This is a genomic window from Pseudomonas sp. Tun-23181, from assembly GCF_057415455.1.
Genome location: NZ_CM171630.1, coordinates 3,062,604 through 3,084,261, shown reverse-complemented (window position 1 = coordinate 3,084,261; position 21,658 = coordinate 3,062,604). Strand labels below are relative to the sequence as shown.

Sequence of the window (21,658 nt, the reverse complement as noted above, 5' to 3'; positions counted from 1 at the left end):
GGAGATTGTCCGGCCTGCCGGGGCCCGTGGGAGCGGGCTTGCCCGCGAATCGGCTGGCTCGCCGGTGCGGGCAAGAGCCTACCCCAATGCCATTGCCCCAAAAGAAAAACCCCGGCCTGGGCCGGGGTTCGTCATCACTCGTCGAGGAACGATCGCAGGTGTTCGCTGCGAGTCGGGTGGCGCAGCTTGCGCAGCGCCTTGGCTTCGATCTGACGGATCCGCTCGCGGGTCACGTCGAACTGCTTGCCCACTTCTTCGAGGGTGTGGTCGGTGTTCATGTCGATGCCGAAACGCATGCGCAGCACCTTGGCTTCGCGTGCGGTCAGGCCCGAGAGCACGTCGCGGGTGGCTTCCTTCAGGCTTTCGACCGTGGCTACGTCGATCGGGGACTGCATGGTCGAGTCCTCGATGAAGTCGCCCAGGTGCGAATCTTCGTCGTCACCGATCGGGGTCTCCATGGAGATCGGTTCCTTGGCGATCTTCAGCACCTTGCGGATCTTGTCCTCTGGCATCTCCATGCGCTCGCCGAGCTCTTCCGGCGTCGGTTCGCGACCCATCTCCTGCAGCATCTGCCGGGAAATACGGTTGAGCTTGTTGATCGTCTCGATCATGTGCACCGGAATACGGATGGTGCGCGCCTGGTCGGCGATCGAGCGGGTGATCGCCTGGCGAATCCACCAGGTGGCATAGGTCGAGAACTTGTAGCCGCGACGGTATTCGAACTTGTCCACCGCCTTCATCAGGCCGATGTTGCCTTCCTGGATCAGGTCGAGGAACTGCAGGCCGCGGTTGGTGTACTTCTTGGCGATGGAAATCACCAGACGCAGGTTCGCCTCGACCATTTCCTTCTTGGCACGGCGGGCCTTGGCCTCGCCAATGGACATGCGGCGGTTGATTTCCTTGATCTCGGCGACGGTCAGGCCGGTCTCGTTCTCGAGGTCGATCAGTTTCTGCTGGCAGGCGACGATGGCAGCGTTCTTCTCACCCAGGGCGGCAGCCCACTTGGTGTTGCGCTTGGACAGGTCGCCGCTCCAGGTCTGGTCGGTTTCGTTGCTTGGGAACAGGCGCAGGAAGTCGGCACGTGGCATGCGCGCATCACGTACGCACAGCTGCATGATGGCCCGCTCCTGGGCGCGCAGACGCTCCAGGGCGCTGCGTACGCGCTCGACCAGGACGTCGAACTGCTTGGGCACCAGCTTGATCGGCATGAACAGCTCGGCCAGGGCCTGCAGGGCGGTGATCCCCTCATCGCTGCCGCGACCGTGCTTCTTCAGCGCCTTGACGGTGACGTCCAACTGGTCGGACACCGCGCCGAAACGCTGGCGAGCGACTTCCGGATCCGGGCCGCTTTCGCCTTCGTCCTCGCTGTCGTCAGCGTTTTCTTCGCTTTCTTCGTCCTCTTCTTCCTCTTCCTTGGCGGCCGCGGCCTTGGCGCCGAGCTGAGGGGTTTCCTCGGAAGGCGTGGCGATGCTGTCATCGGGGTCGATGTAGCCGCTGAGGACGTCGGACAGGCGGCCACCTTCGGTGGTGACGCGGTCGTATTCGCCGAGGATGTAGTCGACGGTACCCGGGAAGTGGGCGATGGCGCCCATCACTTCACGAATGCCTTCCTCGATGCGCTTGGCGATTTCGATCTCGCCTTCGCGGGTCAGCAGCTCGACGGTACCCATCTCACGCATGTACATGCGCACCGGGTCGGTCGTGCGGCCGATATCGGTTTCAACCGCCGCCAACGCGGCGGCGGCTTCTTCGGCTGCGGCTTCGTCGGTGTCGGCTTCCGCCAACAGCAGGGCATCCGCATCCGGAGCACTCTCGAATACGTTGATCCCCATGTCGTTGATCATGCGGATGATGTCTTCCACCTGTTCAGGATCTGAAATATCCTCAGGCAGGTGGTCGTTGACCTCCGCGTAAGTCAGGTAGCCCTGCTCACGACCGCGGGTGATCAACTCTTTGATACGAGACTGCTGTTGCGCTTTTCCGGACATAACACCCTATCCACTGAAGGTCTTGGCGGGCAAAAAACAAGCCGAGGATTATACCCGAGCATGGACCTCACGCGCCAGATGAGGTCGGGGTTTGTGCGGGAACATTGCGGCTCAGCAGTGCGAGCAGCTGAGATTTTTCCTCGGCGCTCAACTCACTTTGACGTGCTTTCCTGAGCAGATGTTCCAGGCTGCGCTCGCGTTGGCGGGCGGACAAGCTAGTTATAGTGTCGAAAAACTGTTGTTCAAGGTTGTCGGCATCGATCAACCATTCCTTTTCCGCCAGGGCGCGCAGCAGGCGGCCTTGTTCAGTGCCGTGCCAGCGTGCGATCAACTGCATTGAGCTTAGCCCAGGATTCTTCTGTGCGGCCTCGATCAGGGCCACCAGCAGTTGGCTGTAGAGATGCTCTTCGTCGGCGAAGTGGCTGGCGTCCTCGACCTTGCCGGCCAGCAAGGGGTGGTGCAGCAGGGTGCGCAAGGCCGACAGCGTCGGCGGCTCCACCGGGGCCGGCACGCGGGGTGGCGCTTCGCCGCGCTGGCCGTCGCGCTGCCAGGGCTTGCCGCCTTTCTTGTCCCAGGGCTTGCCGTCCCATTGCTTCTTGCCGCCGCCTTTGTTTTGCGTCCAAGGGCGCTGCTCCTGGTGGGCGGGGGCGTAGTCGGGCTGGTGCGTATCGCCATAGTCGGGCGTGTAGCTGGCCATGGCGTCGTAGTCGTAGCCAGGGTCGTAGTCCGGCGTGCTGGTCGCGGGCGCGCTCTGTGCCAGTTGTTCCACCTGCTGGGGGTCCAGTCCGGTGATTTCCTTCAGGCGATTGCGCATCAGCTGACGAAGGTTGGCGCCGGGGATCTTTTCGATCAACGGCGCGGCCAGGGTCGCCATGTGCGCCTTGCCTTCCAGCGAGCGTGGATCGGCCTCGTTGCCCAGTTGCTCGAAGAAATAGTCGGCCAGGGGCTGGGCGTGCTGATTGATGCGCGCCAGGAAAGCGTCGGTGCCCTCGGCGCGGACCAGGCTGTCCGGGTCTTCGCCTTCGGGCAGGAACAGGAAGCGCGCGCGGCGGCCGTCCTGCAGGCTCGCCAACGTGGACTCCAGGGCGCGCCAGGCGGCCTTGCGGCCGGCCTGGTCGCCGTCGAAGCAGAACAGCACGCTGGGGACTACGCGGAACAGGCGCTTGAGGTGCTCCTCGCTGGTGGCCGTGCCCAGGGTCGCCACCGCATTGCGCAGGCCCTGCTGGGCCAGGGCGATGACGTCCATGTAGCCCTCGACGACGATGATCTCGTCGAGGTTGCGGTTGTGCTTGCGCGCCTCGAACAGGCCGTAGAGCTCCTGGCCCTTGTGGAACACCGGGGTTTCCGGGGAGTTCAGGTACTTGGGCTTGTCGTCGCCCAGGACTCGTCCGCCGAAGGCGATGACCCGGCCACGGCTGTCGCGGATCGGGAACATCACCCGGTCGCGGAAGCGGTCGTAGCGCTTGCCGGTCTCGGCGTTCTCGATCAGCAGGCCTGCGTCGATCATGACCTTCTGCTGCAGGGTGTCGGCGCCCAGGTGCTTGAGCAGGTTGTCCCAGCCCGGCGGGGCGAAACCCAGGCCGAAATCGCGGGCGATCTCGCCGGACAGCCCGCGGCCCTTGAGGTAGCCCACCGCCGCCTTGCGGGTCGGGTGGCTGCGCAGGGCCTGGCGGTAGAACTCGGCGGCGGTTTCGAGCAGCGGGTAGAGCGGCGAGTCGGTGGGCTGGCGGGGTTTCTGCCCGCGCCGGCCCTCCTCCCGCGGGACTTCCATGCCTGCGGCCCTGGCCAGCTCTTCGACGGCCTGGGGGAAGTCCAGGTTGTCGTGGTCCATGATGAAGCCGAGCGCGTTGCCACCGGCGCCACAGCCGAAGCAGTAGTAGAACTGCTTGTCGGGGCTGACGGTGAAGGACGGGGTCTTTTCCTTATGGAACGGGCAGCAGGCAGAGAGGTTCTTGCCGGTCTTCTTCAGCTGGACGCGCGAGCTCACCACGTCGACAATGTCGGTGCGGTTGAGAAGGTCGTCGATGAAGCTCTGGGGAATCAGCCCGGCCATGGCAGTCTCGTCATCTGGCAACTGGCAAGTCTAATCGCTACGCGCGGGTTCGGGGCGAGTGGTGCTACTTGGAGGGTGCGAGGAAAAAATGTGCTCGTCAGCCACGGAGGGCTCGTCAGTCACGACGTGCACGACTGGCCATTGACCAGCTCTGACGTGTTCAGGCGGATTGCCCGCAAGCTGCTGCAAGGGGCACCTCAGGCTTGGCGCCAAAGGTTTGAAGCTACCGCTGCCATCAGCCCGGCACAAGGCCGGGCGGGGCAGAAGCTTTGCGTAGAACGCCTGTATCAGTACAGACGAACGGCGCGGCGCTGTTCGCGCTGGACCTTCTTGGCGTGACGCTTGACAGCGGCAGCGGCCTTGCGCTTGCGCTCGGCAGTCGGCTTCTCGTAAAACTCGCGGCTACGAACTTCAGCCAGTACACCGGCTTTTTCGCAGGAGCGCTTGAAACGACGCAGAGCTACGTCGAAGGGTTCGTTCTCTTTAACTTTGACGGCTGGCATCCAGGGCTACCTTCATTCATTACCGGGGTGGACGCGCTCCTGGCAAAACAAGGGTGTGCTGGAGAACGTCGGTTTTCAAGGGCTGCGGATGTTAACCCTTAGACGGCCGGAATGCAAAGCCTCTGATCGAAAACCGCTGGTCGGCATCGGGTACGGGGACTATCATGCGCGCCTTCGAATTCAGCCTCGACAAGGCACAGACCCATGCTAGTACTGGGATTGGAAACATCCTGCGACGAAACTGGCGTCGCATTATACGACAGCGAGCGCGGCCTGCTGGCCGATGCCCTGTTCAGCCAGATCGACCTGCACCGCATCTATGGCGGGGTGGTACCGGAGCTGGCGTCGCGTGACCACGTCAAGCGCATGCTGCCGCTGATCCGCCAGGTGCTGGGCGAAGCCGGCTGCGTCGCCACCGAGATCGATGCGATCGCCTATACCGCCGGCCCCGGCCTGGTGGGGGCCCTGCTGGTCGGTGCCTCGTGCGCCCAGGCACTGGCGTTCGCCTGGGACATTCCGGCGATCGGCGTGCACCACATGGAGGGCCACCTGCTGGCGCCCATGCTCGAAGAACAGCCCCCTGAGTTTCCGTTCGTCGCCCTGCTGGTCTCCGGTGGCCATACCCAGTTGGTGCGGGTCGATGGCGTCGGCCAGTACCAGTTGCTTGGCGAGAGCCTGGACGACGCGGCGGGTGAAGCCTTCGACAAGACCGCCAAGCTGATTGGCCTGAATTATCCCGGCGGGCCTGAAATCGCCCGCCTGGCCGAGCGCGGTGTACCCGGGCGCTTCGTCTTCCCCCGGCCGATGACCGATCGGCCTGGCCTGGAGTTCAGCTTCAGCGGCCTCAAGACGTTCGCCCTGAATACCTGGCAGCAATGCCGCGATGCCGGGGACGACAGCGAGCAGACCCGGTGCGACCTGTCCCTGGCATTCCAGCAGGCGGTGGTGGAGACTTTGACCATCAAGTGCAAGCGTGCCCTCAAGCAGACCGGGCTCAAGCGCCTGGTGATCGCCGGGGGGGTGAGCGCCAACAAGGCCCTGCGGGCCTCGCTGGAGGCCATGCTGTCCAGCATCAAGGGCAATGTGTATTACGCCCGGCCCCGGTTCTGCACCGACAACGGCGCCATGATCGCCTATGCCGGCTGCCAGCGCCTGCTCGCCGGGCAGCGCCAGGACCTGGCGATCAGCGTGCAGGCACGCTGGCCGATGGAGCAGCTACCGGCGGTATGAAGGTGAATGCCGTTCAGGCTGGCGATTCAGAAATGTCGTTCGCGCCCGGCGAACAGGTCGCGTAGATTGCTGCGGTGGCGCCAGACGATCAGCAGGGTGAGCGCGGCCATCGGCAGCAGTGCCTCGGGCTCGCGCCAGGCCAGCAATGGCAGGGTCAGCGGTGTGGCGATCAGCGCCGCCAGGGAGCTGGTGCGGGTGAGGTAGAAGGTCAGCAGCCAGGCGACGATGGCCAGCAGCGCGGCCGGCAGGTACAGGCCCATGAGCATGCCGGCGGCCGTCGCCACGCCTTTGCCACCCTGGAAGCGGAAGTACAGGGGGAACATATGGCCGACCACCGCACAGAGGCCGATCCAGGCCTGCTCCTGCAGGCCGAGCCCGAGCAGTTGGGCCAGCAGCACGGGCAACAGGCCCTTGCACAGGTCGCCCAGGAGGGTCAGGATCGCCAGCTTGCGGCCCGCCAGGCGCAGCATGTTGGTGGCGCCGGCGTTGCCCGAGCCACTGGAGCGCGGGTCGGGGCTGCCGCTGAGGCGGCTGAGGACGATGGCGAAGGACAGAGAGCCAAGCAGGTAGGCGAGCAGCGCCAATAACCAAAACATGCTAACTATTCCGGGCGGGGATGCCCTGATTCTAACGGCGCCAGTCGCCCTTGTCGTGCTGTGGAGAGAAGTGCTTGGACAGAGTGTTCATCGAAGGCCTGGAAGTCGATACCGTCATCGGTGCCTATGACTGGGAGCGGGATATTCGCCAGTGCCTGCGCCTGGACCTGAGTTTCGCCTGGGACAACCGTCCGGCCGCCGCCGGTGACGATCTGCGCCTGGCGCTGGATTACGCCAGCGTTTCGGCGCGTGTCCAGGCGTTCGCCGAGCAGGCCCGCTTCGAATTGGTCGAAACCTTTGCCGAGCGCCTGGTGGCGGAGCTGATGGAGACGTTCGGCATTCCCTGGATGCGTCTGAAACTGACCAAACCGGGCGCCGTACCAGCGGCCCGTGGCGGCGTTGGCGTGGAGATCGAGCGCGGATGTCTCTGAGCACGGTATACCTGGGGCTGGGCAGCAACATCGAGCGCGAGGCGCACCTGTGCGCCGGGCTCGACGCCCTGGCCGGCTTTCTGCGCGACATGCGTTGTTCGCCGGTGTTCGAGAGCCAGGCGGTGGGCATCAAGAGCGGGCCTTTCTTCAACCTGGTGGTGACCGGGCAGACCGATCTGCCGCTGCTCGAGCTGGATCGCCGGCTGAAGTTCATCGAGGCGGACAATGGCCGTTATGCCCCTGAGCGCAAGGGGTTGCCGCTGGACATCGATGTGCTGATGTTCGATGACTTGCTGGGCACCTTCAATGGCCTGGTGCTGCCGCGGGCGGAAATCCTGAAGAATGCGTTCGTGCTCTGGCCCTTGTCGTTGCTGGCGCCGGAGCTGGTGCATCCGGGCGTGGGCAAGCGCATGGCGCAACTGTGGCAGGAGGCGGATATCGAGCAGGTGCTGGCGCCGGTGTCGTTCGAGTGGCGTGGGTTGCAGCTGACCCGGATGTGAGGCGGGAGAGCCTCGGTGCTGGTCAGTCAAGGCATTGAGCGGCCCAATGCAGGCTGGCATCGAGGCACGTCCCACAAGGCGTGCAGGGCCCTGTGGCAGCGGGCTTGCCCGTGCATGGGCAAGCATGAGTGCCTAGGGTTTCTACGCTTCGTATTGTCGTTTGTAGGCTTCCAGCGCCTTCAGTCGCTCTCCCTTGAGCGCCTCGCCCAGCGCTTGCCCGGTCAGGCCTCGCTCCACCAGGCACTTCACATCGACCTCCTTGGCCACCGCCGCGGCGCCACGCAGGTAACCGGCCTGTGGATAATCCCCGCTTTCCAGCCCCAGGCGTGCACCTGCATCCATCTCGCAGGCCGCGATGAAGTCCTCGAAGCGTTGCGGGCGGCGGTATACGTCGAACGTGTGCAGCAGTTCCAACAGCGCCCCAGCGGGTAATTCAAGGGCTCGTTGGAAAGAGGTGTGGCACTTGCCAACCAACTGCGCCAGTTCCTGGCATTCCCGGGGGGCCTTGAAGCGCTGATTCATCGCTTCGATCTGCGCCAGGCCCAGAGCGTGCAACAGGCAAGCCCAGCGTACATTCAGCGGTTGCCGGTGCCGAGCGGCCTGTTGCAGGACCGCGAGGGTATGGCTGCCGCTGTCGAGCCCGGTTGGTTGTTCGAACAGCGCATCGACCTCGGGCATCAGTTCCGCCAGGGCGTCACACGCACGCAATACCTGGATGAACACCTGTGGCTGGTCTTCCATCAGCGCTCGCTCGATTTCCTTCCAGCTACGCTCGGCGGTCAGCGCCTGCAGCTCGCCCGAGGCGCTGATCTGGCGCATCAGCTCGAGGGTTTCCTCGGCCACGCGAAAACCCAGCGAGGCATAGCGCGCGGCAAAGCGGGCCACCCGCAGAACGCGCAAGGGATCTTCGGCGAACGCCGGGGAAACGTGGCGTAATATGCGCCGTTCCAGGTCTTCCTTGCCATGGTAGGGGTCGCACAGCGTGCCCTGCTCGTCCTCGGCCATGGCGTTGATGGTCAGGTCGCGGCGGATCAGGTCCTCTTCGAGAGTCACCTCGGGGCTGGCATGGAAGGTGAATCCGCCATAGCCACGTCCGCTCTTGCGTTCGGTGCGCGCCAGGGCGTACTCCTCGCCGGTCCTGGGATGGATGAATACCGGGAAATCAGCACCGACCGGGCGAAAGCCCTGGGCCTGCATCTGTTCGACCGTGGCGCCGACCACCAGCCAGTCGATATCGCTGACCGGGCGCCCGAGCAAGCGGTCGCGCACCGCGCCACCGACTTTGTAGATCTGCATGAGAAACCTCCATTACTGCCCACAGGATACCCTGTCGACAGCAATGGAGGTGCGCCTGCTAGAGGTGATGCACCACGGCCAGGTCCATGCGGCCGTATTCGCTCGCTTCGCCTTGTTCGCCACGCGGCGGCATGTGGTGGGTCTTCATCACCTGGTCGCCCTGAACGGTTTCCAGGTGGATGTCGAAGCCCCAGAGGCGATGCAGGTGCTTGAGCACTTCCTCGGTGGAGTCGCCCAGCGGCTTGCGGTTGTGCTGTTGATGGCGCAGGGTCAGGGAGCGGTCGCCGCGACGGTCGATGCTCCAGATCTGCACGTTGGGCTCGCGGTTGCCCAGGTTGTACTGGGCGGCCAGTTGTTCGCGGATCAGCCGGTAGCCGGCCTCGTCGTGGATCGCTGGGACCAGCAGGTCGTCGCGTTGGTCGTCGTCGAGGATGCTGAACAGCTTGAGGTCGCGGATCACCTTGGGTGACAGGTATTGCAGGATGAAGCTCTCGTCCTTGAAGCTGCTCATGGCGAACTTGAGGGTAGAAAGCCAATCGCTGCCAGCAATGTCGGGGAACCAGCGGCGATCTTCCTCGGTGGGGTTCTCGCACATGCGACGGATGTCGGTGTACATGGCAAAACCCAGGGCATAAGGGTTGATACCGCTGTAGTAGGGGCTGTCGAAGCCTGGCTGGAACACCACGCTGGTGTGTGACTGCAGGAACTCCATGATGAACCCGTCGGTCACCAGCCCTTCGTCGTACAGGTCGTTCATCAGGGTGTAGTGCCAGAACGTGGCCCAGCCTTCGTTCATCACCTGGGTCTGGCGCTGTGGGTAGAAGTACTGGGCGATCTTGCGCACGATGCGCACCACTTCACGTTGCCAGGGTTCGAGCAGCGGGGCGTGCTTTTCGATGAAGTAGAGGATGTTTTCCTGTGGTTCGGCGGGGAAGCGTACGTCATCCCGTTCGCCGCCCTTTTCCGCACCCTTGGGAATGGTGCGCCACAGGTCATTGATCTGCCGTTGCAGGTGTTCCTCACGCTCTTTCTGCCGACGGCGCTCTTCCTCGGCCGAGATCGGGTAGGGGCGCTTGTAGCGGTCGACCCCGTAGTTCATCAGGGCATGGCAGGAGTCGATCAGGTCCTCGACGGCATCGATGCCGTGGCGCTCCTCGCATTGGGCGATGTACTGCTTGGCGAAGACCAGGTAATCGATGATCGAGCTGGCGTCGGTCCAGGTGCGGAACAGGTAGTTGCCCTTGAAGAAACTGTTGTGGCCATAGCAGGCATGGGCGATCACCAGCGCCTGCATGCACATGGTGTTCTCTTCCATGAGGTAGGCGATGCAGGGGTCGGAGTTGATCACGATCTCGTACGCCAGGCCCATCTGGCCGCGGCTATAGGACTTTTCCGTGCTGAGGAACTGCTTGCCATAGGACCAATGGTGATAACCGAGGGGCATGCCGACGGAGGCATAGGCGTCCATCATCTGCTCGGCGGTGATCACCTCGATCTGGTTGGGGTAGGTGTCCAGGGCGTAACGCTCGGCCAGGCGGCTGATTTCCCGGTCGTAGGCCTGGATCAACTCGAACGTCCACTCCGAGCCGGTGGAAATGGGTTGGCGTCTCTGTGCTCTGGCGGTCATGTGGCTAACCTGCGCTGGAAGAGTTCACGGAAGACCGGGTAGATGTCGCCGGCCGATACCAACTGCTGCTGGGCGAACGTGTCGGGATAGGCCTCGCCGATGCGCTCGTATTCGTACCATAGCGCCTGATGCTCGCGAGGGGTGATCTCGACATAAGTGTAGTACTGCACATGCGGCATGATCTGATTGGCGAGGATGTCGCGGCAGATCGGCGAGTCATCGTTCCAGTTATCGCCGTCCGAGGCCTGGGCGGCATAGATGTTCCATTCATTGGCCGGGTAGCGGTCGGCCATGATTTCCTGCATCAGCTTGAGCGCGCTGGAAACGATGGTGCCGCCGGTCTCCCGGGAGTAGAAGAATTCTTCCTCGTCGACCTCGCGGGCGCTGGTGTGGTGGCGGATGAATACCACCTCGATGCGATCGTAGTTTCGCTTGAGGAACAGGTAGAGCAGGATGAAGAAGCGCTTGGCGATGTCCTTGGTGGCCTGGGTCATGGAGCCGGAGACGTCCATCAGGCAGAACATCACCGCCTTGGAGCTGGGGTTGGGCTGCTTGACCAGCAGGTTGTACTTGAGGTCGAAGGTGTCGAGAAAGGGCAGGCGGTTGATGCGCGCCTTGAGGCGTTCGATTTCCGCTTCGGTTGCCTGGATATCGGTGAAGTTGTCGGGCTCCTCGACCTTCAGGCGAGCCAGCTCGGCCTGGGCCTCGCGCAACAGGGCGCGGCTGCTGCCGGTCAGGGCGATGCGCCGGGCATGGGCCGAGCGCAGGGTGCGCACGATGTTGATGCGCGACGGGTTGCCTTCGTTGGCGATGCCTGCGCGCACGGTCTTGAAGGTGTCGGCGCCGGTCAGGTGGCGCTTGACCAGGTTGGGCAGCTCCAGGTCCTCGAACATGAACTCGAGGAATTCCTCCTGGGTGATCTGGAAGACGAAGTCGTCCATGCCTTCGCCGGAGTTGCCGGCCTTGCCACGCCCGCCGCCACCTCCGCCACCCTGGGGGCGCGGGATGTGTTCGCCGGCGGTGAATTCCTTGTTGCCCGGGTGGACGATGGTCTGCTTGCCGCCACGACCATGGTGCAGCACCGGCTCGTCGATATCCCGCGCCGGGATGCTGATCTGCTCGCCATGCTCCATGTCCATGATGGAACGGCGGCTTACGGCCTCTTCGACGGCTTTCTTGATGTGCTCACGGTAACGCCGCAGGAAACGCTGGCGGTTGACCGTGCTCTTGTTCTTGCCGTTCAGGCGTCGGTCGATTACGTAGCTCATGGGCCCTCCGGTAGCTGGAAGCAGCTGCGAGCTTCAAGCGACAAGCTGCAAGACAAAGCAGCCCCCGCTGCCGCAAGCTGTCGCGCCTGTAGCAGGTTCGGCGCTGGACAGCTTGCAGCCCGCGGCTTGTAGCTTGCCGCTTTATTGCGATTTCCTGACCCGCAGATACCATTCCGACAGCAGGCGTACCTGTTTGTCGGTGTAGCCACGCTCCACCATCCGGGTGACGAAGTCGTTGTGTTTCTGTTGGTCCTCCTTGCTGGCCTTGGCGTTGAAGCTGATGACCGGCAGCAGGTCCTCGGTGTTGGAGAACATTTTCTTCTCGATCACCACCCGCAGCTTCTCATAGCTCAGCCAGCTCGGGTTCTTGCCATTGTTGTTGGCACGGGCACGCAGCACGAAGTTGACGATCTCGTTGCGGAAATCCTTCGGGTTGCTGATGCCGGCTGGTTTCTCGATCTTCTCCAGCTCCTCGTTGAGGGCGATGCGGTTGAGGATCTCGCCGGTTTCCGGGTCGCGGTATTCCTGGTCCTGGATCCAGAAGTCGGCGTACAGCACGTAGCGGTCGAAGATGTTCTGGCCGTATTCGCTGTAGGACTCCAGGTAGGCGGTCTGGATCTCCTTGCCGATGAACTCGATGTAGCGCGGTGCCAGGTATTCCTTGAGATAGCGCAGGTAGCGCTCACGCACTTCGGCAGGGAACTGCTCCTGTTCGATCTGCTGTTCCAGCACGTAGAGCAAGTGCACCGGGTTGGCTGCCACTTCGTGGGGGTCGAAGTTGAAGACCTTGGAGAGGATCTTGAAGGCGAAACGGGTCGACAGGCCGTTCATGCCTTCGTCGACGCCCGCGGCATCGCGGTATTCCTGGATCGACTTGGCCTTCGGATCGGTGTCCTTGAGGTTCTCGCCGTCGTACACGCGCATCTTCGAGTAGATGTTGGAGTTCTCCGGCTCCTTGAGGCGCGACAGCACGGTGAACTGGGCGAGCATCTTGAGGGTGTCCGGTGCGCAGTGGGCCTTGGCCAGCGAGCTGTTGACCAGCAGTTTGTCGTAGATCTTGACCTCGTCGCTGACGCGCAGGCAGTACGGCACCTTGACGATGTAGATCCGGTCGATGAATGCCTCGTTGTTCTTGTTGTTCCGGAAGGTGTGCCACTCCGACTCGTTGGAGTGGGCCAGCAGGATCCCGGAGTAGGGGATCGCGCCCAGGCCTTCGGTGCTGTTGTAGTTGCCCTCTTGCGTGGCGGTCAGCAGCGGGTGCAGGACCTTGATCGGCGCCTTGAACATCTCGACGAATTCCATCAGGCCCTGGTTGGCCCGGCACAGGGCGCCCGAATAGCTGTAGGCGTCGGCGTCGTTCTGCGGGAATTCCTCGAGCTTGCGGATATCCACCTTGCCCACCAGCGCGGAGATGTCCTGGTTGTTCTCGTCGCCTGGTTCGGTCTTGGCGATGGCGATCTGGTTAAGGATGGAAGGGTAGAGCTTGACCACCCGGAACTTGGAGATGTCGCCGCCGAACTCCTGCAGGCGCTTGGTGGCCCAAGGCGACATGATGGTATTCAGGTAGCGCCGTGGGATGCCGAACTCTTCCTCGAGAATGGCGCCGTCTTCGGCCGCATTGAACAGGCCCAGGGGGGATTCGAACACCGGCGAGCCCTTGATGGCATAGAAGGGCACCTTTTCCATCAGTTGCTTGAGCTTCTCGGCCAGGGACGATTTACCGCCACCCACCGGGCCCAGCAGGTACAGGATCTGTTTCTTCTCCTCCAGGCCCTGTGCGGCGTGGCGGAAGTAGGACACGATCTGGTCGATGCACTCTTCCATGCCATGGAAGTCGGCAAAGGCCGGATAGCGACGGATCACCTTGTTGGAGAAGATTCTCGACAGCCTGGAGTTCGTTGAGGTATCGACCAGCTCCGGTTCGCCGATGGCCAGCAACAGCCGTTCGGCCGCCGAAGCGTAGGCGCTGCGATCCTCTTTGCACAGCTCGAGGTACTCCTGCAGCGAGAGTTCTTCCTGGCGGGTTGACTCGAAACGTTGTTGGAAGTGGCTAAAAATGCTCATGACGTCACCTCGCTCGATACGTGGAGCCGACGCCGGATCAGTCAGCTGATGCTGGCATGCAACCGGGCTGGCCGATTGCTGTATACCCCCCAGAACACCCGTAGAAACGCTACCGATGACCCGCACGCCGGTGTACCGGCTCTCCCCTTTTTTGGATGGCCTGGGCTTAAGGATAGTTGGTTATACGCAAGGTCAAGGGCACGAGGTCGAGAAGATGCCCACGACCGTTCGTCAGCTGATGCCCGAGCCCGCATGGGGCGCGGGCTGCAGGAAAAATAAAAAAATTATTCGGCAGTGCCCTGGGCCGTTTCGGCCGGGTAGGTGCTGCGCCACAGCTCGAAGCCGCCATCGAGGCTGTAGACATCGGAGAAGCCCTGGCCGACCAGATAGGCGGCGGCGCTCTGGCTGGAATTGCCGTGGTAGCAGACCACCAGGGTCGGTGCATCGAGGTCGGCATTGCGAATGAACTCGGCGACCGAATGGTTATCCAGATGTGTGGCGCCGGCGATGTGCCCGGCGGCGAAAGACTGCGGGTCGCGGATGTCGACGACCACCGCACCTTGCTCACGCAGGGCCTGGGCCTGCTCGGGAGGGATGCGCTTGAATTCGCTCATGGGACGGTTTCCTTCAGGACTGGTCATTGATTCTAGCCGGTTGTGCCGGCGGGCGCGGGGTGCCGTCGTCGGCGCAGTCGCAGCGGTGGAATTCGCCGCTGTCGACGTTGTACAGGGTCATCGCGCCGCCCCACACGCAGCCGGTGTCCAGGCCGATGACGTCGGGCACGTCGACACGCCCCTCGAGGGCGGCCCAATGGCCGAAGATGATCTTCACGTGGCGTGAACGGCGATCCTTGTGGGCGAACCAGGGCTTGTAGCCCTTGGGCGCGCTGCCTGGGCCTTCCTTGCTCTTGAGGTCGAGCTTGCCTTCGGCGGTGCAGAAGCGCATGCGGGTGAAGTAGTTGGTGATGACCCGCAGGCGTTCTATGCCGGTCAGGCTCTTGCTCCACTTGTTCGGCTCGTTGCCGTACATGCCATCCAGGTACAGTTTCAGGCGGCTGTCGTCGCGCAGGACTTCCTCCACCTCGGCGGCCAGCTCCAGCGCCTTGCCCAAGGTCCACTGGGGCGGGATGCCGGCATGAACCATGGCGATGCCTCGGGGCTCGTCGTAGTGCAGCAGTTTCTGCCGGCGCAGCCAGTCGAACAATTGGTCGGCGTCCGGTGCCTCGATGATTTCGCGCAGGGTATCGCTTTTCTTCAGGCGTTCGACGTTGTGCCAGGCGGCCAGCAGGTGCAGGTCATGGTTGCCGAGCACGCAGACCAGCGAATCGCGGATGCCATAGAGAAAGCGCAAGGTTTCCAGCGACTCGGGGCCACGGTTGACCAGGTCGCCGACCAGCCAGAGACGATCGACCGTTGGGTCGAAGCGTACCCGTTCGAGCAGGCACTTCAGTGGCTGCAGGCAGCCTTGCAGGTCGCCGACCGCATACACCGCCATCAGTGCAAGGCTCCCGGTACGGCCAGGCGGAAGGGGGCGATGAGGGCATCGAAGTGCTGACCGTCCTCGGCGAGCATCTGGTAGCTGCCCTGCATGGTGCCGACGCGGGTGGTGATCACCGCGCCGCTGCTGTAGGTGTGGCTCTGGCCCGGCTCGATGAGTGGCTGCTGGCCGACCACGCCGGCGCCGCGTACTTCCTCGACCTCGCCGTCGCCGTTGGTGATCAGCCAATGGCGTGACATCAATCGGGCCTTGACCGAGCCGTTGTTCTGCACCGTGATGGTGTAGGCGAAGGCGAAACGGTCGTTGTCGGGGTCGGATTGTTCTGTGAGATAGCGGGTGACGACGCTGACGTCGATCTGGTAGCGGGGGTCGGACATGCAAAGGCCTTGGACGAACGGACGCAAATACGGCAATGGGTGCAGTCTAGGCCATTGGCGGGGGTGTAGGCCAGTTGTGCGGGCGGTCGGTGACTGCCGGGGCCCATTTGCAGGCAAGCCCGCTCTCACAGGTGGCAGCGGTGTTGACGCGTCATGTGCCGTGCAGGGCACCTGTGGGGCTTGCCGGCGATGGGCTGCAACGCAGCCCCATGATTACAAGGCGCTGCCCTGCTGCTCTGCCAGCTGGTCAGCCAGGCGCACGAAGGCGGCCAGGTCGAGTTGCTCCGGTCGCAGGCTGCCATCGACGCCCGCCGCTTCGATGGCCTGGCTGTCGAGCAGCCCCTTGAGGGTATTGCGCAGCGTCTTGCGGCGCTGGTTGAAGGCTTCGCGGACGATACGCTCGAGCAGGCGCGGGTCCTTGGCAGGATGGGGCAGGGTCTCGTGGGGGACCAGGCGCACGATGGCCGAATCCACCTTCGGCGGCGGGTTGAAGGCGCCCGGGCCGACATTGAACAGGTGCTCGACCCGGCAGTGGTACTGCACCATGATCGACAGGCGGCCCCAGTCTCCACCGCCGGGGCCCGCAGCCAGGCGCTCGACCACTTCCTTCTGCAGCATGAAATGCATGTCGCGGATCAGCTCGGCATGCTCCAGCAAGTGGAAGATCAGCGGCGTGGAGATGTTGTAGGGCAGGTTGCCCACGACCTTGAGGCTGCGTGGCGGCACGCCCAACTGGTTGAAGTCGAACTTCAGGGCGTCGCCCTGGTGCAGGCGGAAGTTGGGGTTGCCTGCGAACTTGTGCTGGAGGATCGGCACCAAGTCCTTGTCCAGCTCCACGACGTCCAGCTGTGCGCCGCTGCCCAGCAGGCCCTCGGTGAGGGCGCCCTGGCCTGGGCCGATCTCCAGCAGGTGCTCGCCGGCCTTGGCGTTGATCGCCCGCAGGATGCGGTCGATGATCCCGGCGTCATGCAGGAAGTTCTGGCCGAAGCGCTTGCGCGCCCGGTGTTGGTATTGCTCGTTCATGGTCGGTTCTCGGCCATCTGGTAGGCGGTTTCCAGGGCGACGCGCAGGCTGCCGGTGTCGACCTTGCCGGTGCCGGCCAGGTCCAGGGCGGTGCCGTGATCGACCGACGTGCGGATGATCGGCAGGCCCAGGGTTACGTTGACGGCGGCGCCGAAGCCTTTGTACTTGAGTACGGGCAGGCCCTGGTCGTGGTACATCGCCAGCACTGCGTCGCAGTGCTCCAGGTATTTGGGGGTGAACAGGGTATCGGCCGGCAGCGGGCCGCGCAGGTCCATGCCTTCGTTGCGCAGGCGCTGCAGTGTGGGCTCGATGATGTCGATTTCTTCGCGGCCCAGATGGCCGCCCTCACCGGCATGCGGGTTGAGGCCGCAGACCAGGATGCGCGGATTGGCGATGCCGAACTTGTCGCGCAGGTCGGCATGCAGGATGCGCGTGACACGCTCCAGGCGCTCGGCGCTGATGGCGTCGGCGATCTCGCGCAGGGGCAGGTGGGTGGTCACCAGGGCCACGCGCAAGCCGTGGGTGGCGAGCATCATCACCACCTGGGCGGTGTGGGTCAGGTCGGCAAGGAATTCGGTGTGGCCGGAGAAGGCGATGCCGCTTTCGTTGATCACGCCCTTGTGCACGGGGGCGGTGATCATGCCGGCGAAATGCCCGTCCAGGCAGCCTTGGCCGGCCCGGGTCAGGGTTTCCAGGACGAAGGCAGCGTTGGCCTTGTCCAGTTGCCCCGGCACCACCTTTGCGGCCAGCGGCGTATCCCAGACGTACAGGCTGCCGGCGGGAGCCGGCTGGTCGGGCCAGGCGTCTACCGAGACGGGCAGCAGGTTGACGGCCAGCCCCAGTTGAGTGGCCCGCTCGGCGAGCAGGTCACGGCTGGTGATGGCGATCAGGGGGTGGGGCTGGGCCTCGGCGGCGAGCAGCAGGCACAGGTCGGGACCTATGCCGGCCGGCTCGCCGGGCGTGACGGCGAAGCGCAGGGGCTTCACTGGGCGGCCTGGTCGGCGCCAGGCAGCTTGATTTCAACGTAGGCTTCGTCGCGGATCTGGCGCAGCCAGGTCTGCAGCTCTTCGTCGTACTTGCGGTTGCGCAGGACGTTCATGGCCTGCTGCTCGCGGGCCTGTTCGGTGCTGTCGGTGGCGCGGCGGCCCAGTACTTCGAGCACATGCCAGCCGTATTGGCTGCGGAACGGACGGGACACCTCGCCCTGGGGGGCGCTGGTCATCACTTCGCGGAACTCCGGCACCAGGCTGTTGGGGTCGACCCAGTTGAGGTCGCCGCCGTTGAGCGCCGAACCCGGGTCTTCCGAGAAGCTCTTCGCCAGCTCGGCGAAGTCTTCGCCGTTCCTGATGCGCTCGTACAGGCGTTCGGCCAGCTGTTGGGTAGCCGCTTCGCTACGGATCTCACTGGGCTTGATCAGGATGTGACGGACATGCACCTCGTCACGCAGGACGTTGCCACCGCCACGCTTCTCCTCGAGCTTGAGGATGATGAAGCCGTTGGGGATGCGGATCGGCTGGGTGATGTCACCCACGGCCATGCTGCTGAGCAGGCCGGCGAAGTCTGGCGGCAACTGGCCGGCCTTGCGCCAGCCCATCTCGCCGCCTTCCAGGGCGTTCTCGCTGGCCGAGCGGGCGATGGCCATCTGGCCGAAGTCGGCACCCTGCTTGAGCTGCTGGTAGACCTCGCCAGCCTGCTGGGCAGCCGCCTGGATGGCGCTGGAATTGGCGCTTTCCGGGGTGGGGATGAGGATGTTGGCCAGGCGGTATTCCTCGGACAGCTGCATCTTGCCCAGGTCGGAGTTGAGGAAGTTCTTCACTTCCTGCTCCGAGACCTGGATGCGCTCGGCCACGCGGCGCTGGCGCACGCGGCTGATGATCATCTCGCGCTTGACCTGGTCGCGGGCGTCGTCGAACGACAGGCCGTCCTGGGCCAGGGCGGCGCGGAACTGCTCCAGAGTCATGCCGTTGCGCTGGGCAATGGTGGCGATGGCCTGGTTGAGTTCCTCGTCGGTGATGCGGATGCCCGAGCGCTCGCCGATCTGCAGTTGCAGGTTCTCGACGATCAGGCGCTCCAGGACCTGCTGCTCCAGGGCTCCGGGCGGTGGCGTGCCACCGCCGCGCTTGGCGATGGTCTGCTGCACTTCACGGATACGCTGGTCCAGCTGGCTCTGCATGACTACGTCGTTGTCGACGATAGCCACGACCCGGTCCAGGGGTTGCACCGCGGCATGCACCGCGCCACTCAGCAATACAGCGCCCAGCATCAGCGGGCGCAGTCGATCAATAAGCTTGCTCTTCACGTGTACGGTAACCTTGAATGCCTTCGTCGAGGAACGACTCGACCTTGTTGCCCACTACGCCACCGAGGCCCTTGAGCACGATTTGCAGGAAGACGCCGTGGTCGCCTTTTTCATTCTGCGGAACGGCCTGGCTGAAGTCGTCGTAGTCGAGCCAGTAGCGGTTGATCAAGCGCAGTTTCCAGCAGCAGTTGTCGTACTCGAAGCCACCCATGGCTTCCAGGGTACGGTTGCGGTTGTAATCGTGCTGCCAGCGACCGATCACGCTCCACTGCGGCACGATTGGCCAGATGACCGAGAAGTCGTGTTGCTCGATCTTGTAGTAGTCCTTGATGTAGTTCGGGCTGCCTGGAGTGCCGTAATCGTCGCCGCCCACCTGCCAACGTCCGGTCAGCGAGTCGTAGCGGACCAGGTCGTTGCGGTAGCGGTAGCCCAGGTTGACGATCTTGTTCGGATTGTCCTCAGGCTGGTAGTGGAACATGGCGCTGCCCGAGCGAGGGCTGCGGCTGTCCGGGTCCCAGTTGTAGTCGGAGTTGAAGCGCCAGTCGCGGTTGAAGGCGTACTGGTACTCCAGGGCGTAAGGTGACACGTCCGATTGCGAGTCGTCGCGGGTACGCCAGTCGATGCCTGGCATCTGTACCTTGCGGTCCTTGAAGTAAAGCGCCTGGCCGATGCTGATGCGTTGACGTTCGAAACCGTTTTCCTCGATCCAACGACTGGTCACGCCCAGCGACAGTTTGTTCTCGTCGCCGATGCGGTCGGAACCACTGAAGCGGTTGTCGCGGAACAGTGAGGAGTAGCTGAAGTAGCTCTCGCTGGTGTCGAAGACCGGGATGTCCTTCTGGTCCTCATACGGTACATAGAGATAGAACAGCCGGGGCTCCAGGGTTTGGCGATAGTTCTTGCCGAACCATTGAGTGTTGCGGTCGAAATACAGGCCACTGTCGACGCTGAAGACTGGAACGCTGCGGTTCTGGTTACTGGAGAAATCACCGCGCAGGTCAAGTTGTGCAGGGTCTCTGACTGCAAGCGTTGCAATGTCACTTTTGCCTTTGCTGTCCAGATCCAGGTCGTAGTGAGTGTATACGTACTTAAGCTTCGGCTTGATGAAGCCGTAGCTGGCCTCCATGGGCAGGCTGATTGCCGGGGCCACGTTCAGGCGGGTGCCGTTGGCACGTGCTAGGCCGAAGACGTTTTCATCCAGTCGCCGTCCTGCTGCGCCGGCGGAAAAGTCCGGGTTGCCATCCTCGTCGCGGACGAAGTCGTCCTTCAGGTCACGATCGAAGCGAACTGCTTCGGTCTGATAGCTGAAGTCGAACCCGCCCGGATGATAAGGCAGCATGCCATTGAAGGTAATCTGCGGCAGTTTGTCGTACGGCGTGATGCGGGAAATGGTCGCCATCTCGTAGGCATGCACGTTCAGCCGTGCGGTATAACTGTCGCCACGGTAGGTCAGGGCACCCTGCTGGTCGACGACATCCTTACTCTCGACACCAATCTGATCCGACTCCAGATCCTGGAAGTAGAACGGATCGCTGATGTCGGTGTAGTCCACCTCGGTCATCAACCGCGAATCCAGGCCGCCCTTGTGCTGCCAGTTGACCATCCAGCGCTGGTCCTTGTAGTCGGTCTGGTCCTTGCGGTCATCGTCCTGGTCGTTCAGGTACGCGCCGCCGAACTGGCCTTCGCTGGACTTGGTCAGGTAGCGGAACTCGCCTTCCATCAGCAGGCCACGCTTGGTCATGTAGCGTGGGTACAACGTGGCGTCGTAGTTCGGCGCCAGGTTGAAGTAGTACGGTGTGACCAGCATGAAGCCGGTGTCGCTGCTGGTGCTGAACGACGGTGGCAGGAAGCCGGACTGGCGACGGTCGTCGATCGGGAAATAGATGTACGGTGTATAGAACACCGGGAAATCCTTGACCCGCAGGGTGACGTTGGTCGCGGTACCGAAGCCGGTGGCCGGGTTCAGGGTGATGTTGTTGCCCTTGAGCTGCCAGGCGTTGCTGTTCGGCTCACAGGTGGTGTAGGTGCCGTCCTTGAGGCGAATGATGGCATTCTCGCCACGCTTGGCGTACAGGGCATTACCGCGGATGCGCGATTTGTGCATCACGTACTCGGCGTTGTCGACCTGGGCTTCGCCGGTGTCCAGCTGGATTTCTGCCTGGTCGCCAACGACCAGCGAGCCGTTGTCGCGCAGCTTGACGTTACCCTTGAGCTCGCCCCGGTTTTCGGCCTGGTACAGGTTGGCCTCGTCGGCCTCGACCTGCATGCTGCCCTGGCGCATGACCACGTCGCCGGCGAGCGTGGCGATCTGCTGTTCCTGCTGGTAGCGGGACACCTTGGCGTTCAGGTAGGTCGGCGACTCGTCCTTGGGCGTGGTGTCGTTCATGCCCGGGCGTTCCGGCTCGATGTACGCACCGGCGCAGTACGGGCCGGTCTCGGCCAACTGGGCAGGGGTGAGCTTCTCGCGCGGGACCCAGTCCAGGTGGCTATAGTCTTCGCTGCGCGACTTCAGGCCACGGCCCTTGCTCTCGGTGACCAGGACCGGCTTGGGTTCGGCGCTGGCCTCGGCGACCTGCGCCTCGGTACCCTCGCTGCTGGAGCTGGGGGCGGCGCCTTCGTGCACCGGACGCGGTGGCAGGTTGCTGGCAGCGGTCTTGGGCTTGCAGTCCCAGCCACCGGAGGCGGACACTTGGCAGTCGAACTGCTCGGCTGCCACCACATAGGGGGTGGCCAGAGGTTGCAGGGCCAGCAAGCCGCCAGTCACCAGCAGCGGGAACTTTCTACGAAACGCGGGGGATTTCAATGCCATCTTATTAGTCCGGGCTTCCTTCGTGCCATCTGCCCGCGTGTGGGGCCGCACGCCTCTCGATGGTCTGGAAAAGATGCTGGATAATAAAGCATGACCC

At 63.4% G+C, this 21,658-nt stretch carries 18 protein-coding genes; 3 read left to right on the top strand and 15 right to left on the bottom strand.

The genetic code is table 11. The features are described from left to right. Positions 1 to 134 precede the first annotated feature (134 nt). From rpoD to rpsU, 3 genes are all read right to left on the bottom strand, one after another. Entirely contained in the window at positions 135 to 1,988 is a 1,854-nt protein-coding gene (rpoD, locus tag ACDI39_RS14740) for an RNA polymerase sigma factor RpoD (RefSeq protein WP_253080185.1), read from the bottom strand. Between the two features lie 67 nt (positions 1,989 to 2,055). Beyond that, positions 2,056 to 4,041, bottom strand: a complete 1,986-nt coding sequence (dnaG, locus tag ACDI39_RS14735; protein WP_486536883.1) for a DNA primase — start codon at positions 4,039 to 4,041, stop codon at positions 2,056 to 2,058. A gap of 287 nt (positions 4,042 to 4,328) precedes the next feature. Next, positions 4,329 to 4,544, bottom strand: coding sequence for a 30S ribosomal protein S21 (gene rpsU / locus ACDI39_RS14730; RefSeq protein WP_003255575.1), 216 nt, complete (start codon positions 4,542 to 4,544; stop codon positions 4,329 to 4,331). 204 nt (positions 4,545 to 4,748) lie between these two features. Here rpsU and tsaD point away from each other — a divergent pair, with 204 nt between their 5' ends. Continuing rightward, positions 4,749 to 5,774 carry a tRNA (adenosine(37)-N6)-threonylcarbamoyltransferase complex transferase subunit TsaD gene (gene tsaD, locus ACDI39_RS14725; RefSeq protein ID WP_225786447.1) on the top strand — a complete coding sequence of 342 codons (1,026 nt, stop codon included), beginning with the start codon at positions 4,749 to 4,751 and terminating at the stop codon, positions 5,772 to 5,774. A 26-nt stretch (positions 5,775 to 5,800) separates the two neighbouring features. On the opposite strand, the gene plsY is transcribed toward tsaD, so the two are convergent. After that, the gene (gene plsY, locus ACDI39_RS14720; RefSeq protein ID WP_225786446.1) at positions 5,801 to 6,370 is read right to left on the bottom strand and encodes a glycerol-3-phosphate 1-O-acyltransferase PlsY; all 570 of its coding nucleotides are present in this window, start codon (positions 6,368 to 6,370) and stop codon (positions 5,801 to 5,803) included. Positions 6,371 to 6,444: 74 nt separating this feature from the next. Between plsY and folB the strand changes: the two genes are divergently transcribed. Both folB and folK read left to right on the top strand, forming a co-directional pair. Beyond that, positions 6,445 to 6,801, top strand: a complete 357-nt coding sequence (gene folB, locus ACDI39_RS14715) for a dihydroneopterin aldolase (protein ID WP_225786445.1) — start codon at positions 6,445 to 6,447, stop codon at positions 6,799 to 6,801. Further along, positions 6,792 to 7,301, top strand: coding sequence for a 2-amino-4-hydroxy-6-hydroxymethyldihydropteridine diphosphokinase (gene folK / locus ACDI39_RS14710; protein ID WP_225786444.1), 510 nt, complete (start codon positions 6,792 to 6,794; stop codon positions 7,299 to 7,301). Before folB ends, folK begins: the two co-directional genes overlap by 10 nt. Positions 7,302 to 7,442: 141 nt before the next feature. On the opposite strand, the gene ACDI39_RS14705 is transcribed toward folK, so the two are convergent. From ACDI39_RS14705 to ACDI39_RS14655, 11 genes are all read right to left on the bottom strand, one after another. Then, positions 7,443 to 8,597, bottom strand: a complete 1,155-nt coding sequence (locus tag ACDI39_RS14705) for a multifunctional CCA addition/repair protein (protein WP_253167859.1) — start codon at positions 8,595 to 8,597, stop codon at positions 7,443 to 7,445. A gap of 58 nt (positions 8,598 to 8,655) precedes the next feature. Further along, a complete protein-coding gene (locus tag ACDI39_RS14700; RefSeq protein ID WP_225786442.1) occupies positions 8,656 to 10,224 on the bottom strand; it encodes a SpoVR family protein in 1,569 nt (522 codons plus the stop codon). Continuing rightward, positions 10,221 to 11,492 carry a YeaH/YhbH family protein gene (locus ACDI39_RS14695; RefSeq protein WP_225786441.1) on the bottom strand — a complete coding sequence of 424 codons (1,272 nt, stop codon included), beginning with the start codon at positions 11,490 to 11,492 and terminating at the stop codon, positions 10,221 to 10,223. The genes ACDI39_RS14700 and ACDI39_RS14695 overlap by 4 nt, the downstream gene beginning before the upstream one ends. A 141-nt stretch (positions 11,493 to 11,633) precedes the next feature. Beyond that, the gene (locus tag ACDI39_RS14690) at positions 11,634 to 13,556 is read right to left on the bottom strand and encodes a PrkA family serine protein kinase (protein ID WP_225786440.1); all 1,923 of its coding nucleotides are present in this window, start codon (positions 13,554 to 13,556) and stop codon (positions 11,634 to 11,636) included. Positions 13,557 to 13,840: 284 nt separating this feature from the next. Further along, the gene (glpE, locus tag ACDI39_RS14685) at positions 13,841 to 14,170 is read right to left on the bottom strand and encodes a thiosulfate sulfurtransferase GlpE (RefSeq protein WP_225786439.1); all 330 of its coding nucleotides are present in this window, start codon (positions 14,168 to 14,170) and stop codon (positions 13,841 to 13,843) included. A gap of 13 nt (positions 14,171 to 14,183) precedes the next feature. Then, positions 14,184 to 15,050, bottom strand: coding sequence for a symmetrical bis(5'-nucleosyl)-tetraphosphatase (locus tag ACDI39_RS14680; RefSeq protein WP_225786438.1), 867 nt, complete (start codon positions 15,048 to 15,050; stop codon positions 14,184 to 14,186). Next, entirely contained in the window at positions 15,050 to 15,430 is a 381-nt protein-coding gene (gene apaG, locus ACDI39_RS14675) for a Co2+/Mg2+ efflux protein ApaG (RefSeq protein ID WP_225786437.1), read from the bottom strand. The genes ACDI39_RS14680 and apaG overlap by 1 nt, the downstream gene beginning before the upstream one ends. 213 nt (positions 15,431 to 15,643) lie before the next feature. After that, positions 15,644 to 16,453, bottom strand: coding sequence for a 16S rRNA (adenine(1518)-N(6)/adenine(1519)-N(6))-dimethyltransferase RsmA (gene rsmA, locus ACDI39_RS14670; protein WP_253167860.1), 810 nt, complete (start codon positions 16,451 to 16,453; stop codon positions 15,644 to 15,646). Then, a complete protein-coding gene (gene pdxA / locus ACDI39_RS14665; protein ID WP_225786435.1) occupies positions 16,450 to 17,439 on the bottom strand; it encodes a 4-hydroxythreonine-4-phosphate dehydrogenase PdxA in 990 nt (329 codons plus the stop codon). Before pdxA ends, rsmA begins: the two co-directional genes overlap by 4 nt. Next, the gene (gene surA, locus ACDI39_RS14660; protein WP_225786434.1) at positions 17,436 to 18,752 is read right to left on the bottom strand and encodes a peptidylprolyl isomerase SurA; all 1,317 of its coding nucleotides are present in this window, start codon (positions 18,750 to 18,752) and stop codon (positions 17,436 to 17,438) included. The genes pdxA and surA overlap by 4 nt, the downstream gene beginning before the upstream one ends. Further along, positions 18,733 to 21,561 carry an LPS-assembly protein LptD gene (locus ACDI39_RS14655; protein ID WP_486536882.1) on the bottom strand — a complete coding sequence of 943 codons (2,829 nt, stop codon included), beginning with the start codon at positions 21,559 to 21,561 and terminating at the stop codon, positions 18,733 to 18,735. Before ACDI39_RS14655 ends, surA begins: the two co-directional genes overlap by 20 nt. Positions 21,562 to 21,658 lie beyond the last annotated feature (97 nt).